At 68.8% G+C, this 13,609-nt stretch carries 12 protein-coding genes; 8 read left to right on the top strand and 4 right to left on the bottom strand.

The features are described from left to right. The first annotated feature begins 38 nt into the window (after positions 1–38). Together AB5J62_RS30365 and AB5J62_RS30360 are read left to right on the top strand one after the other, a co-directional pair. Complete coding sequence (locus tag AB5J62_RS30365) at positions 39–1,064, top strand: alpha/beta fold hydrolase (protein ID WP_370943386.1); 1,026 nt, start codon at positions 39–41, stop codon at positions 1,062–1,064. A gap of 32 nt (positions 1,065–1,096) precedes the next feature. Further along, the gene (locus AB5J62_RS30360; RefSeq protein WP_370943385.1) at positions 1,097–1,609 is read left to right on the top strand and encodes an O-acetyl-ADP-ribose deacetylase; all 513 of its coding nucleotides are present in this window, start codon (positions 1,097–1,099) and stop codon (positions 1,607–1,609) included. 10 nt (positions 1,610–1,619) lie between these two features. Here the strand turns inward: AB5J62_RS30360 and AB5J62_RS30355 are convergent, their stop codons facing one another. Beyond that, positions 1,620–2,522 carry a LysR family transcriptional regulator ArgP gene (locus AB5J62_RS30355; RefSeq protein WP_370943384.1) on the bottom strand — a complete coding sequence of 301 codons (903 nt, stop codon included), beginning with the start codon at positions 2,520–2,522 and terminating at the stop codon, positions 1,620–1,622. A 66-nt stretch (positions 2,523–2,588) separates the two neighbouring features. Here AB5J62_RS30355 and AB5J62_RS30350 point away from each other — a divergent pair, with 66 nt between their 5' ends. Further along, positions 2,589–3,215: a LysE/ArgO family amino acid transporter gene (locus AB5J62_RS30350; protein ID WP_370943383.1), complete on the top strand. Its 627-nt coding sequence runs from the start codon at positions 2,589–2,591 to the stop codon at positions 3,213–3,215. Here AB5J62_RS30350 and AB5J62_RS30345 read toward each other — a convergent pair. Both AB5J62_RS30345 and AB5J62_RS30340 read right to left on the bottom strand, forming a co-directional pair. Next, positions 3,166–3,861, bottom strand: a complete 696-nt coding sequence (locus tag AB5J62_RS30345; RefSeq protein ID WP_370943382.1) for a DUF2306 domain-containing protein — start codon at positions 3,859–3,861, stop codon at positions 3,166–3,168. The genes AB5J62_RS30350 and AB5J62_RS30345 overlap by 50 nt on opposite strands. A gap of 226 nt (positions 3,862–4,087) precedes the next feature. Continuing rightward, entirely contained in the window at positions 4,088–4,744 is a 657-nt protein-coding gene (locus AB5J62_RS30340; protein ID WP_370943380.1) for a peptidylprolyl isomerase, read from the bottom strand. Positions 4,745–4,876: 132 nt separating this feature from the next. Between AB5J62_RS30340 and AB5J62_RS30335 the strand changes: the two genes are divergently transcribed. The 5 genes from AB5J62_RS30335 to AB5J62_RS30315 all read left to right on the top strand — a co-directional run bounded on the left by AB5J62_RS30335 (position 4,877) and on the right by AB5J62_RS30315 (position 13,221). Then, the gene (locus AB5J62_RS30335; RefSeq protein WP_370943379.1) at positions 4,877–6,586 is read left to right on the top strand and encodes an MFS transporter; all 1,710 of its coding nucleotides are present in this window, start codon (positions 4,877–4,879) and stop codon (positions 6,584–6,586) included. A gap of 163 nt (positions 6,587–6,749) precedes the next feature. Beyond that, the gene (locus tag AB5J62_RS30330) at positions 6,750–9,788 is read left to right on the top strand and encodes a BTAD domain-containing putative transcriptional regulator (protein ID WP_370943378.1); all 3,039 of its coding nucleotides are present in this window, start codon (positions 6,750–6,752) and stop codon (positions 9,786–9,788) included. A gap of 122 nt (positions 9,789–9,910) precedes the next feature. Beyond that, the gene (locus AB5J62_RS30325) at positions 9,911–10,384 is read left to right on the top strand and encodes a hypothetical protein (protein ID WP_370943376.1); all 474 of its coding nucleotides are present in this window, start codon (positions 9,911–9,913) and stop codon (positions 10,382–10,384) included. Between the two features lie 9 nt (positions 10,385–10,393). Then, positions 10,394–11,809: an FG-GAP repeat domain-containing protein gene (locus AB5J62_RS30320; RefSeq protein ID WP_370943375.1), complete on the top strand. Its 1,416-nt coding sequence runs from the start codon at positions 10,394–10,396 to the stop codon at positions 11,807–11,809. A 20-nt stretch (positions 11,810–11,829) separates the two neighbouring features. Next, positions 11,830–13,221, top strand: coding sequence for an FG-GAP repeat domain-containing protein (locus AB5J62_RS30315; RefSeq protein WP_370943374.1), 1,392 nt, complete (start codon positions 11,830–11,832; stop codon positions 13,219–13,221). A gap of 62 nt (positions 13,222–13,283) precedes the next feature. Here the strand turns inward: AB5J62_RS30315 and AB5J62_RS30310 are convergent, their stop codons facing one another. Further along, positions 13,284–13,544 (bottom strand): DUF2631 domain-containing protein, encoded by a 261-nt coding sequence (locus tag AB5J62_RS30310; RefSeq protein WP_370943373.1) that lies wholly within the window; start codon positions 13,542–13,544, stop codon positions 13,284–13,286. Between the last annotated feature and the right edge of the window lie 65 nt (positions 13,545–13,609).

Raw genomic sequence — 13,609 nt, 5'->3', positions numbered from 1 at the left:
ATAACCGTTCAGAACGGTTATGAATAAGGGAGACGGAAATGCTCAGCAGGCGCATGTTCGGCAAGATCGTCGGCGCGGGTGCGGTCGCTTCGGTGGCCGGTGTGCCCGCCATGGCGGCATCGGCCGCGGCGGCGCCGATGCCGGGCGACGCGAGGCCGTCTCGGGGACTGGGGCCGGTCAAGCAGGTCAAGACGGACGTGCTCGACATGGGCTATCACGAGGTCGGGCCCGCGAACGGCGAGGTCGTGCTGCTCGGGCACGGGTGGCCGTACAGCCCGCAGGCCTACGCCGAGGTCGCGCCCGAGCTGGCACGCCGCGGATTCCGGGTGCTGGTCCCGTATCTACGCGGCCACGGCACCACGCGATTCCTCTCCGCCGGGACTTTCCGGTCCGGGCAGCAGGCCGCGCTGGGTGCGGACATGATCGCGTTCATGGACGCGCTCGGCGTCAAGCAGGCGATCTTCGGCGGCTACGACTGGGGTGGCCGCGCGCTCAACGTCGCCGCCGCGCTGTGGCCGGAGCGCTGCCTCGGACTGGTCTCGGTCAACAACTACCTCGTGCAGAACCTCGCCCTCGCGCAGATGCCGGACCCGGCCGCGACCGAAGCCGCGCACTGGTACTACTTCTACTTCCTCACCGAGCGCGGCCGCGCCGGGCTGACCGCCAACACCCGCGACCTCGCCCGCGTCGTCTGGACCAAGAACTCTCCACTGTGGAGGTTCACCGACGCCGATTTCGAAGCCGCCGCGGCACTTTTCGACAACCCGGACTACGTCGACATCGTCCTGCACGTCTACCGTCACCGCCTGCTCACCGAGCCGGGCGACCCGCGCTACGACGCGCTCGAGGCGCAGCTGGCCAAGCAGCCGAAGATCGTCATGCCCGCCGTCACCCTCGACGGGATCGCCGACGGCAGCGTCCCGGCGACCGACGGCACCGCGACCGCGAAGTTCTTCGCCGGGCCGCGCGTGCACCACCAGGTGCCCGGCGCCGGCCACAACCTGCCGCAGGAGCGCCCGAGGGCCTTCGTGAACGCGGTGCTCGAGGTCGCCTCGCTGCGCTAATCGCGTGGACAGCGGCGCACCGCGGCTGAACAATGCCGGACATGGAATTCGTCATCGGCGACATCACCGAGCAGAACGTCGACGTGGTGGTCAACGCCGCGAACTCGTCACTGCTCGGCGGTGGCGGGGTCGACGGCGCGATCCATCGCAAAGGTGGCCCCGAAATCCTGGCCGCGTGCCGCGACCTGCGGGCAGGCCATTACGGCCGCGGGCTCAAGACCGGCCAGGCGGTCGCGACCACGGCAGGCAAACTGCCCGCGAAATGGGTCGTGCACACGGTCGGTCCGGTGTGGTCGTCCACAGAGGACCGTTCGGAGCTGCTCGCCGACTGTCACCGCAACGCTCTGCGCGTCGCGGCCGAACTGGGCGCCCGCAGCGTCGCCTTCCCGGCCATCTCGACCGGGATCTACCGGTGGCCCGTCGAGTCGGCCGCGGCGATCGCGCTGACCACCGTGGCCGACTTCCTGGAGAAGACGCCGGCCATCACGACCGTGCGTTTCGTGCTCTTCGACCAGCGCACCTACGACGTCTTCTCCGGCGCCTAGCGCACAGAGTTCAGTCGAGCGCCTCGCGGGCCTCCGCAGCGACCGCTTCGGCGACGGCGGCCAGCGCGGGGGAGTCGAGCTTCCACTGCTGCCAGAACAGCGGGATCGTGATGGGCCGTTCCGGCGCGAGCTCGACGAGCGAACCCTTGCGCAGCAACGGATCGGCCTGGGCGCGTGGCACCATGCCCCAGCCCATGCCCATGGCGATCGCCTCGACGAACGGCTCGGACGCCGGCACGTAATGCCTGCGCGCGCTCGCGGTCCCGCGGGTGAGCGCGCGTGTGAAGCGGTCCTGCAGGTCGTCGCGGCGGTCGAAGATGACCACCGGCGCTTCGGCGAGTAGGCGCCGCAGCGGGGTCGACGGCCAGCCGGGCAGATAGCGGGCGGCGAAACCGGGGCTCGCCACCGGGAGGTAGCGGACGTGGCCGAGCCTGCGCACCGAACAGCCGGTGACCGGGTCCGGTGACGAGGTGACCGCCGCGAGTACCGCGCCTTCCTTGAGCAGCGTGGTGGTGTGGTCCTGGTCCTCGCGGTGCAGCTCGAACGAGATTCGCAGCTCGTCGGGCACGCGGGCGAGCGCGGAGAGGAACCAGGTCGAGAGCGAGTCGGCGTTGACCGCGATCGGCAGGCGGACCGGCTCGCCGCTGCCGCTGAGGCCGAGTTCGGCGCCCGCGTCGCGTTCCAGCCTGGCCAGCTGGCGCGCGAACCGGACGACCACCTGGCCGGATTCGGTCAGCCGCACGGGTTTCGTGCGCATGAGCAGCACCCGCCCGGTGCGTTGTTCGAGCGCCTTGACCCGCTGGCTGATCGCGGACGGGGTGACGTGCAACGCGGCAGCGGCGGCGTCGAAGGTGCCCTCGTCGACGACGGCGAGCAGCGTGCGCACCTGGTCCAGCGGTAAGTCCGGCATCACAAGCGCTAATGATACGTAAGAATGTTTAGCTGTACTGTTGACAGTCCGGTTCTTAGTGTCCTCCGTATGGGAGAACTTCTGCTCGCGCTGGCCGCAGGGTTCGGTACCGGGCTTTCGCTGATCGTCGCCATCGGCGCGCAGAACGCGTTCGTGCTGCGGCAGGGACTCCGGCGTGACGGGGTACCCGCCGTCGTGGCGATCTGCGCGGCGTCCGACGCGGTGCTGATCGCGCTGGGTGTCGCCGGGGTCGGCGCGGTCGTCGGGACCTCGTCGTCGGCGCTGATGGTCGTCGGCTTGGTCGGCGGCGGTTTCCTGCTCTGCTACGGCTTTCTGGCCGCACGCCGCGCGCTGCGGCCGTCGGCGATGCAGGTGGACGGAACGGCCAACGGCTCACTGCGCCGCGTGGTGCTCAGCTGCCTGGCGATGACCTGGCTCAATCCGCACGTCTACCTCGACACGGTGCTCCTGCTCGGCGCGATCGCCGCCGGGCGCGGCGACCTGCGCTGGGTGTTCGCCACCGGAGCGATGTTGGCGAGCGTGTGCTGGTTCGTCGCGCTCGGCTTCGGCGCGCGGCTGCTGAGCGGGTTCTTCGGCCGCGCGTCGGCGTGGCGGGTGCTCGACGGTCTCGTCGCCGCCACCATGGTCACGCTCGGCGTGCTCCTCGTGGCCGGCGCTCCAGCCACCACTGGCTGAGCAGCAGGCTCAGCAGCCCGCTCGACCAGGCCGACGTCGCGGCGATCGACTGGATCAGCGCCTGCTGGCTGCCGCCGAACGCGCTGTCGAGCTGCGGCACGAACGCGAGCGCGGCGAACGGCATGATCACCCGGCTGAGAATGATCGAGTAGGTCATCGCGAAGCTGCGGATCATCCAGCGCCGATGATCGCCGAACCGCCGTTGCCGCGCGGCTTGCCAGCCCTTGAAGGTGAACGTCAGCCACAGCAAGGCGGCCACGATGTCCGCGACCGCCGTCGCCGGACCGGCCGGGCTGACCGAGCCGACGACCAACGCCATCAGCCCGCCGGGAAGCACACCGGCGAAGACATAGAGCCTGCCGATGCGGCGGTGCGCGACCGGATACCGGCCGCGGAACCACGGCCAGATCTGCAGCAGCGAGCCGACCATCGCGACGGTGCCGAAGAGGATGTGCCCGACCAGGAACCAGTAGTGCTCAGGGAAACCCGGCGGCGCCGGCAGCCGGGCCTTCGCCGGATCCAGCGTCAGATAAGGCGGCAGCGCGTACGCGAAGAAGACGATCACGACGACGGCGAGCGGCGCGATCCACGGGCGTCGCCACCAGACCGGCCGGGTCTTCGTCTCGGGTGCGGTGTCGACGACCATCGTTTCCCCCTCGTTCGCGGATGTCCGCTGCGAACGCTAGAGAGGAAACCCCCGGCTCTCCATGGGGTGAGCCACCGGCGCACGGGTGGGGCCGTCCCCACCGGGGTGCGACGATGGCGGGATGACGTGGGGCACGGTGCTCAAGGCGCTGTTCTATGCGATCGCGACGAAAAGCTCGTGAGTGTTTTCGCCGGTTAGAACCGGCCGCGCCACTCACGACCCCCGCTCAGCCGAAGGTGACGCGCTCGATCTTCACCGGCTTGGCGGGGAGGCCGTCCTGCGGTCCGGTGACCGGGATGATCCCGGCGGCGACGATGCGGTCGAGCACCTCCATGCCGCGCACGACCTTGCCCATCACCGAGTAGTTCGCCGGGATGTTGGCGAAGGAGTGCACGATGAAGAACTCGCTGCCGTTGGTGCCGGGGCCCTGGTTGCCCATCGCGATGGTGCCGCGCGGGTAGGTCTCCTTGCCGCTGACCTCGTCGGCGAACTTGTAGCCGGGGCCGCCCTCTTCCTGACGGTAGAGGTCGCCGCACTGCAGCACGCCGAGCCTGCTGGAGTTCGTCAGCCGGAAGTATTCGGTGCGGTCGTAGAAGCGCTGCAGCACCAGGCTGAGCATGTTGTGGACCGCACACGGCGCCGCGCCCGCCCGGTTGAGCTCGATGGTCACCGGGCCGTAGTTGGTGCGGAACGTGACGTCGGCCGTGCCCCTGGTCAGTGCGAACGGCAGCGGCCGCAGCACCGGGCGGGCGGCCGGGTTCTCCGGTGTCGGTGTGAACTCGCAGTGCACGACCAGCGGTTTCGCGGGCGCGGCGGTGGCGGGCGTGGTGGCCAGCGCGGTGGCGGACAGTGCGAGGACGGTGGCGAGTACCCAGCGCTTCATGGGACGCGACGATAGCGGATCAAGTCAAGCTAAAGAGTCTACAAAGGACTCCAAAACGCTGTGATCGGTCTCTCGCCCGGAAAATCCGGGCTTTGTTGCCATATGCAAGCATATTGCTTAGCATTGCTAACCATGACGGATCTCGGTCCCCGCTACAAGTGGATAGCCCTGTCGAACACCACGCTGGGCATGCTGATCGCGACGATCAACTCCTCGATCGTGCTCATCGCGCTGCCGGACATCTTCAAGGGCATCGGCATCAACCCGCTCGAGCCCGCCAACACCGGCTACCTGCTGTGGATGATCATGGGCTTCCTGGTGGTGACCGCCGTGCTGGTCGTCAGCTTCGGCAGGCTCGGCGACATGTACGGCCGCGCCCGGATGTACAACATGGGCTTCGCGGTGTTCACCGTCTCCTCGGTGATGCTGGCGATCACCTGGTTCGACGGCGACGCGGCCGCGTTGTGGCTGATCGGCTGGCGCATCGTGCAGGGTGTCGGCGGCGCGTTCCTGATGGCCAACTCCTCGGCGATCCTCACCGACGCGTTCCCGGCCAACCAGCGTGGCCTCGCGCTGGGCATCAACGGGGTCGCGGCCATCGCGGGCTCGTTCCTCGGCCTGGTCGTCGGCGGGGTGCTCGCGCCGATCAACTGGAACCTGATCTTCCTGGTCTCGGTGCCGTTCGGGATCGTCGGCACGATCTGGGCGTACCTGAAACTGCACGACACCGGCATCCGCAAGCACGCGCGGATGGACTGGTGGGGCAACATCACCTTCGCCGTCGGCCTGGTCGCGGTGCTGGTCGGCATCACGTACGGCATCCAGCCCTACGGCACCGCGCCGACCGGCTGGGGCAGCCCGTTCGTGCTGTCCTGCCTGATCGGCGGCTTCGCGGTGCTGGTGGCGTTCGTGGTGATCGAGACCCGCGTCGACAACCCGCTGTTCAACCTCTCACTGTTCCGGATCAAGGCGTTCACCTGGGGCAACGTGGCGAACCTCTGCGCCTCGCTCGGCCGCGGCGGGCTGCAGTTCATCCTGATCATCTGGCTGCAGGGCATCTGGCTGCCGCAGCACGGCTACACCTTCGAGCAGACGCCGTTGTGGGCGGGCATCTACATGCTCCCGATGACGGTCGGCTTCCTCGTCTCCGCACCGGCCAGCGGGATGCTCTCCGACCGTGTCGGCGGACGGCTGCTCTCGTCCGGCGGGCTGGCGATCACGGCGGTGACGTTCGCGCTGCTGATCGTGCTGCCGGTCGACTTCGACTACTGGGCCTTCGCGGGAATCCTGCTGCTGAACGGGATCGGCATGGGCATGTTCTCCTCCCCGAACCGCGCCGAGGTGATGAACTCGCTGCCCGCCGACGCCCGTGGCTCGGGCGCCGGGATGATGACGACCTTCCAGAACTCGGCGATGGTGCTGTCGATCGGGTTCTTCTTCAGTCTCATCATCGCGGGACTGTCGCGCGACCTGCCTTCGACGATGAGCCAGGGCCTCATGGCGCACGGCGTGCCGTCCGGCTCGGCAGAGCAGCTCGCGCATCTGCCCGCGGTGGCCGTGCTGTTCGCGGCTTTCCTCGGCTACAACCCGATTCAGCAGTTGCTGGGACCGCAGCTGACGCAGCTTCCGCCGGACCAGGCGAGCTTCCTGACCGGGCGCGGATTCTTCCCGAACCTGATTTCGGGACCGTTCTCGGCGGGCTTGACGGTCGCTTTCGTTTTCGCGATCGGGGTCTGCGTGCTGGGCGCCGTCGCTTCGCTGCTCACCGGTAAGCCGGAAGTCGTTGCGGAGGAACGCGAAACCGTGGGCGAGGAACTGGCCGGAGTCGCGGGCGAACTCTGAAATCACGACCAGGTATTGACGTTTTTACCCCTTACGCAAGCATTACTCCGGTTGGCGCAACACTTATTTATCGCGGCCAGGTGTGACAAAATTCGCTGGCCTGCGATAAAGGGGTGCAAGTCAACCTGGGGGTTGCGAGATGCGCGTGCTGGCGTTGGGCCCGATGGAAGTCAGAGACGAAGGAAAATCGGTCGGCCTCGGTGGTCCCAAGCCGAAGGCGTTACTGGCCGCGTTGCTGCAGCAGTCGCGTCAGGTCGTTTCGATCGAGCGGCTCATCACGCTCATTTGGGACGAAACTCCGCCGCAGTCGGCGACCGCGTTGGTGCACAACTACGTTTCGCTGCTGCGGCGGAGTTTCGCGTCCGCTGGGCGGGACGGCCTGCTCGCCACCAGAGCGCCGGGGTATCTGCTGAACCTCACTCCGGACGAAAGCGACATCGAGCTCTTCGAGCGGTATCTCGACGGGGCGAGACAGGCGGAGCGGGAACGGGACTTCGCCGCCGCGGCCACGGAATACGAGCGGGCGCTCGGGTTGTGGCGCGGGCCCGCGTTCGGCGGGGTGGACGCCAGGTTCGCCAGGCAGCACGCGGCCGGGCTCGACGAGAACCGGCTCGACGCCGAGGAAGGGCTCGGCCGCTGCCTGCTCGCCACGCGACGGTCCGAAGAGGTCGCTTCGCGGCTGTCGCGGCTCGTCGCGGACCATCCGCTGCGTGAGGAGGCCCGTGGCCTGCTGATGCGCGCGCTGTACGAATGCGGCCGCCAGACCGAGGCGCTCGGCGTCTACCGCGAGGGGCGGCAGCTGCTGCTGGACGAGCTCGGCGTCGAGCCGGGGGAGAAGCTCCGCGAACTGCACACCCGGATCCTGACCGGCGACCTGGAACGACCGAAGAGTCCGGATCGGACACCCGAAAAGCCGCCTCGCCACGCCGTCGTGCCTCGTCAGCTTCCGCCGGACATCGCCGACTTCACCGGGCGGGCCGAGCAGGTCGAGGCCGTGCTGCGGTCCGCGCTCGCGTCCACCGACCGGATGGCGACGCCCGTCGTGGTCGTCTCCGGGTTCGGCGGCGCGGGGAAGTCCGCGCTCGCCGTGCACGTCGCGCACCTGCTGTGCGACAGCTACCGCGACGGGCAGCTGTTCGCCGATCTCCGCGGATCGGATCGCGACCTCGGCGCCGGCGAGGTGCTGCGCAGGTTCCTCGGCGCGCTCGGGGTGACCGCGGCCGACCTGCCCGAGACGCTCGACGAGCGCGTCGAGCTGTACCGGCGCAAGGTGTCGGGACGCAGGCTCGTGATCGTGCTCGACAACGCGCGCGGCGAACACCAGGTGCGCAGCCTGCTGCCGGGCGACCCGCGGTGCCTGGTGATCGTCACCAGCCGGTCGCGGCTGACCGGGCTGGAGGGCGCCGAGCCCGTCGAACTCGGGTTCCTGGGTGACGAGGTCGCCGTCGAGATGCTCGGCAAGATCATCGGGACCGAGCGGGCGCACGCCGATCCCGAGGCCGCGCGGACCATCGTCCGGCTGTGCGGTGGCATTCCGCTGGCGCTGCGCGCGGCCGCGGCGAAACTGCAGGCGCGGCCGCACTGGCCGCTCAGCGCGCTCGCCGGCCGGTTGTCCAACGAGCGCAGGCGGCTCGACGAGCTCGCCGTCGGTGATCTCGCGATCCGGTCGAGCCTGCGGCTCAACTACGCCGAACTCGACGAACTCCAGCGCCGCGCGTTCCACTTGCTGACCTTGCTCGACCTCCCGGACTTCGACTCGTGGCTGGCCGCCCCGTTGCTCGAGATCTCCTTGGACGACGCCGAGGACATCGTCGAGCAGCTCGTCGATCTGCGGCTGCTCGAAGTCGTCGGCGTCGGGCCGCTGGGCCGGGTGCGGTACCGCTTCCACGACCTGGTCCAGCTTTTCGGCGCCGAGCACGCGACCGAGGCCGAGCCGGAAGAGGCCGTCACGGCCGCCGTCACCCGCACCTTGCTCAGCTGGATGGCGCTGGTCGAGGTGGCAGCCAAGAAGCTGCCGCGCGTGACGCTCGGGCTGCGGCCGAGGCTGGACATCGCCGTCGACGTCGACGCCCGGCTCATCGAGCACGCCGAGCGCAACCCCACCGAATGGTTCGTCTCCGAGACCGGAGCCGTCGTCCGGACGCTGGAACGCGCGCACGATCTCGGCATCGACGAGGTGACGACCACGCTGGTCACCTCGCTGCTGTCGTCGCCGTTCGCCGCGCGCAACGAGTTCGGCGGCTGGCAGCGCATCAACGAGGTCGCGCTGGCCGCGGCGCGGCAGTCCGGGCGGGCGCAGGCCGAGGCGGTCGTGCTCGCCGGGCTCGGGCAGCTGTTCTACGAGAAGGACGACTTCACGGCCGCGCTGGCCAACTTCGAGCAGGCGGCGCGGCTCGCCGAGACCGTCGAGGACGACGCGACGCTCGCGGTCGCCTTCGTCGGCATGGGCACGGTCCGCCGGGACCGCGCCGATTTCGGGCAGGCGGCCAAGGATCTCGCGAACGCGGTCGAGATCGCCGAGCGCATCGGGGACTCGCAGGTGCTCGCGGCCGCGGGCTACGGCCTCGGCGCGATCTGCTCCGAGCACGGCGATTTCGAGCCTGCCGTCGACTACTTCTCCGCCTGTGTCGAGCTTTACCGCGAGCTGGGCGACAAGCGAGGCGAAGCGCTGGCGCGACGCGGGCTCAGCCTGTGCTTCCGGGCGCGTGACGAACCCGCGCGTGCCGTCGAGCTGAGCCGTGCGGCCGAAGCGCTGCTGCTGGAGGCCGGTGACGACCTCGGCGCGATGTACGCGCGGCAGTCGCTTGCGAAAGCCAGTATCCGCGACGGGATCACCGAAGGCGTCGCCGAGCTGCTCGACTCCTGCCTGCGGGGCTGCGGCAGGCACGGCGACCGGTTCGGCGTCGCGCTGATGACCAGGACCGCGGGAGAGCTGGCGCTCGCCACCGGTGATCTGGCGCGCGCGTGCGAGCTGCTCGGTGACGCGCTGGGGAAGTGGACCGAGCTGGGACTGCCGCTCTGGCAGGCGCGCACGCTCCGTGACCTGGCGGCCGCGGAATCGGTGTCCCAGCCCGCTTTGGCCGACGAACACTGGCTCGCCGCGATGGAGTTGTTCACCGCCGCGGAAGCCCGAGAGGTCGCCGAACTGGCCGGCTATAGCCCGCTGACCTGGCACGATCGCGTTCGCGCCGCTCACCTCTAGACCGGCCTATAGGAAACTGTTAGACCTCGGAGCCTGCTGAGAGCGAACCTGAAGGCTTCTTACAGGCACAGCCGCGATTCTTTTCCTTGTCAGCGAGACGGCAACGGAAAAGGAAAGCGAAAATGGTCGCTCCCGAGGTGGACAAGCCGCATCTTCGGCTCGGCGCGGCGACCACCAGGGAACACATCATCCGGCGGGCGCGAAGCTGGCTCGAACCTGCCGTTCCCTACGATCAGTCCGGTTTTCACGAGAACGAGTACGGGATCTACCGGACCGATTGTTCCGGCTACATCTCGATGGCCTGGGGAATACCCGGAAAGCCGCCGAACCGGCATGGCGGGCTCGACACGCGCGGGCTCGCGGCGTCCGGATTCGCCATCGGCAAGCCGGAACTGCTACCGGGAGACGTGCTGCTTCGGGCCGAGGGCACGAATCTCACCCGGCACGTGACCCTGTTCGAAGAATGGGTGAACGACGACCACTACTGGGGATGTGAACAAGCGGGTGGCATCGGCACCGTGCGCCGGATCATCCGTTATCCGTATGAAAAAGAATCCGCTCTTTATCTGCCCTTCCGATACCTGCATATCATCTGATGAGGGAAAATGAATCTCAAGAAGACAATTCTGGCCGCGGTGACCGCGGCCTGCGTACTAGGCTTCGGCTCGCCTGCCATCGCCGCTGTCCCGGCCCCGCCGCCCGGCTTCGCCGACACGCCTGCCGCCTTCCCCGAGCAGCCGGGGGTCGGCACGAGGTCCGTCTCGGCCGCGGACGTCCAGGCCAGTGCGACGATCAGCCGCGACCAGGTGCTGCTGAGAGCCAAGAGCTGGGTCGACGTCAACGTCAAGTACACGCAGCACGGCCAATACGGCAACCAGTACGGCACCTATCGCAAGGACTGCTCCGGTTTCGTCTCGATGGCCTGGGGGCTCTCGCCGTCCGGGATGTCCTCGCCCACCACGGTTTCCCTGCCGAACTACGGCAGCTGGCTCGGCAGCCTCGACGACCTCAAGCCCGGTGACGCCATCGACAGCGTCGGCGGCGGCCACGTCGTGCTGTTCCGAAGCTGGACCGACGGGAGCCACGCGGTCGCGAACGTCTACGAGGAGACCTCGTACACCGGCGTCGACGGGCCGGACCCCGGCGCCATCGCGAGCCAGTACTCCCGCGCCAAGCTCACCAACGGCGGCTACCGCCCGCTGCGCTACAGCGGCATCACCGACGGCGGTTCCAACGCCGCCAAGGACTTCAACGGCAACGGCCTCGCGGACATCGCCGCGCTGGACCCGGGCGACAACCTGATCCTGTTCAGCGGCAACGGCGCGGGTGCCGTGGGCTGGGGTGGCCCGATGTGGCCGACGGGTGGTCAGTGGGCCGGGTACAAGCAGTTCACCACGGGCGATTTCAACGGTGACGGCAAATCCGACGTGGCCGCCATCGACCCCGGCGACAACCTCATCTTCTTCCCCGGCAACGGCGCGGGAGCGGTGGGCTGGGGTGGTCCGATGTGGCCGACCGGTGGTCAGTGGGCTGGGTACAAGAAGATCACGTCCGGCGATTTCAACGGTGACGGCCGCACGGACATCGCCGCGCTGGACCCGGGTGACAACCTGATCCTGTTCCCTGGCAATGGCGCGGGTGCGGTGACCTGGGGTGGTCCGATGTGGCCGACCGGTGGTCAGTGGGCCGGGTACAAGAAGATCACGTCCGGTGACTTCAACGGTGACGGCCGTAGCGACATCGCGGCGCTGGACCCGGGTGACAACCTGATCCTGTTCCCGGGGAACGGCGCGGGTGCCGTGGGCTGGGGTGGCCCGATGTGGCCGACCGGTGGCCAGTGGGCGGGCTACAAGCAGATCACCGCGGCCGACTACAACGGCGACGGCCGCGCCGACATCGCCGCGCTCGATCCCGGCGACAACCTGATCCTGTTCCCCGGCAACGGTTCCGGCTCGGTCGGCTGGGGTGGCCCGATGTGGCCGACCGGCGGCCAGTGGGCCGGCTACAAGGCGATCTCGTGACCATCACCGGAGGAAAAGCCATGAAGACCAACCCCTTGCTCAGAGCCGCGGGCGTGCTCGTCTCGCTGGCACTGGCCGGAACCGTGACCATGACCGGCACCGCTTCGGCCGAGGTGCCGTCCGCGATGGCGGCGAGCATCAGCCAGCTCCCATGCAGCCCGGCGGGCGTGACGGCCGCGGACACCGCGCTCGCGAACCAGGTGCACGGGCAGGTCAGCTGGGTCACCGCGTACAACGCCTCGTGTGCCAGGGCCATCGTCAACCAGGTCAAGGCCCGCGGTCTCAACCAGCGCGCCGCGCAGATCGCCATCACCACCGCGATGGACGAGTCCACTTTGCACAACTACAACCAGGCCGTCGACGCGGACAGCCTCGGCCTGTTCCAGCAGCGGCCGAGCATGGGCTGGGGCACGCCCGCCCAGCTCGTCGACCCGGTCTACGCGACGAACGCCTTCCTCAACGCCATGCTCAACAACTACCCCAACGGGTCCTGGGGCAGCGGCGACATCGCAGCCATCTGCCAGAAGATCCAGAAGTCCGGCACCCCGGACGGCTCGAACTACCGCCGGTACGTCGACCAAGCGGGCGTCGTGGCCGCGGCGGCCTGGAACTCGGCAGGCGGCGGGAGCGCCAAGGACTTCAACGGCAACGGCCTCGCGGACATCGCCGCGCTCGACCCGGGCGACAACCTGATCCTGTTCAGCGGCAACGGCGCGGGTGCCGTGGGCTGGGGTGGCCCGATGTGGCCGACGGGTGGTCAGTGGGCCGGGTACAAGCAGTTCACCACGGGCGATTTCAACGGTGACGGCAAATCCGACGTGGCCGCCATCGACCCCGGCGACAACCTCATCTTCTTCCCCGGCAACGGCGCGGGAGCGGTGGGCTGGGGTGGTCCGATGTGGCCGACCGGTGGTCAGTGGGCTGGGTACAAGAAGATCACGTCCGGCGATTTCAACGGTGACGGCCGCACGGACATCGCCGCGCTGGACCCGGGTGACAACCTGATCCTGTTCCCTGGCAATGGCGCGGGTGCGGTGACCTGGGGTGGTCCGATGTGGCCGACCGGTGGTCAGTGGGCCGGGTACAAGAAGATCACGTCCGGTGACTTCAACGGTGACGGCCGTAGCGACATCGCGGCGCTGGACCCGGGTGACAACCTGATCCTGTTCCCGGGGAACGGCGCGGGTGCCGTGGGCTGGGGTGGCCCGATGTGGCCGACCGGTGGCCAGTGGGCGGGCTACAAGCAGATCACCGCGGCCGACTACAACGGCGACGGCCGTAGCGACATCGCGGCGCTCGACCCGGGTGACAACCTGATCCTGTTCCCGGGGAACGGCGCGGGCTCGGTCGGCTGGGGTGGCCCGATGTGGCCGACCGGTGGCCAGTGGGCCGGCTACAAGGCCATCTCGTGACCGGATAGACAGCACCGGGGGCGCCGCGAACATCGCGGCGCCCCCGGTGTCGTGTCTGAGTGTTACTTACGCCACGCGGTGCGCTGCTTGCGGATGTCCAGCACCAGCATGAGCACGAGGAACAGGCTCAGGCCGACCAGCCAGAGGTCCTCGGTCGCGCCCTTGTGGTTGCCGTGCAGCATGATCAGCAGGATCACCGCGCTGGCCCAGCCGGCGATGCGGGTGGCCAGCGGGAACGACCCGTGCCAGCCCCATTCGGCCGACGGCTCGTCACGCGGGTCCACCTGGTTCGAAGCCCGCTTCTCGACCGCCTTGCTCGCCACGATCTCTCCTTGCCCGCGCTGTGCTTGCTGACGCGGCGAATCTTTCCACACCTCGCGAGCGGCCG

Origin of the sequence: Amycolatopsis sp. cg5 (assembly GCF_041346955.1) — a bacterium.
Taxonomy (GTDB): Bacteria; Actinomycetota; Actinomycetes; order Mycobacteriales; family Pseudonocardiaceae; genus Amycolatopsis.
This window is presented reverse-complemented; position numbering and strand designations above follow the sequence as displayed.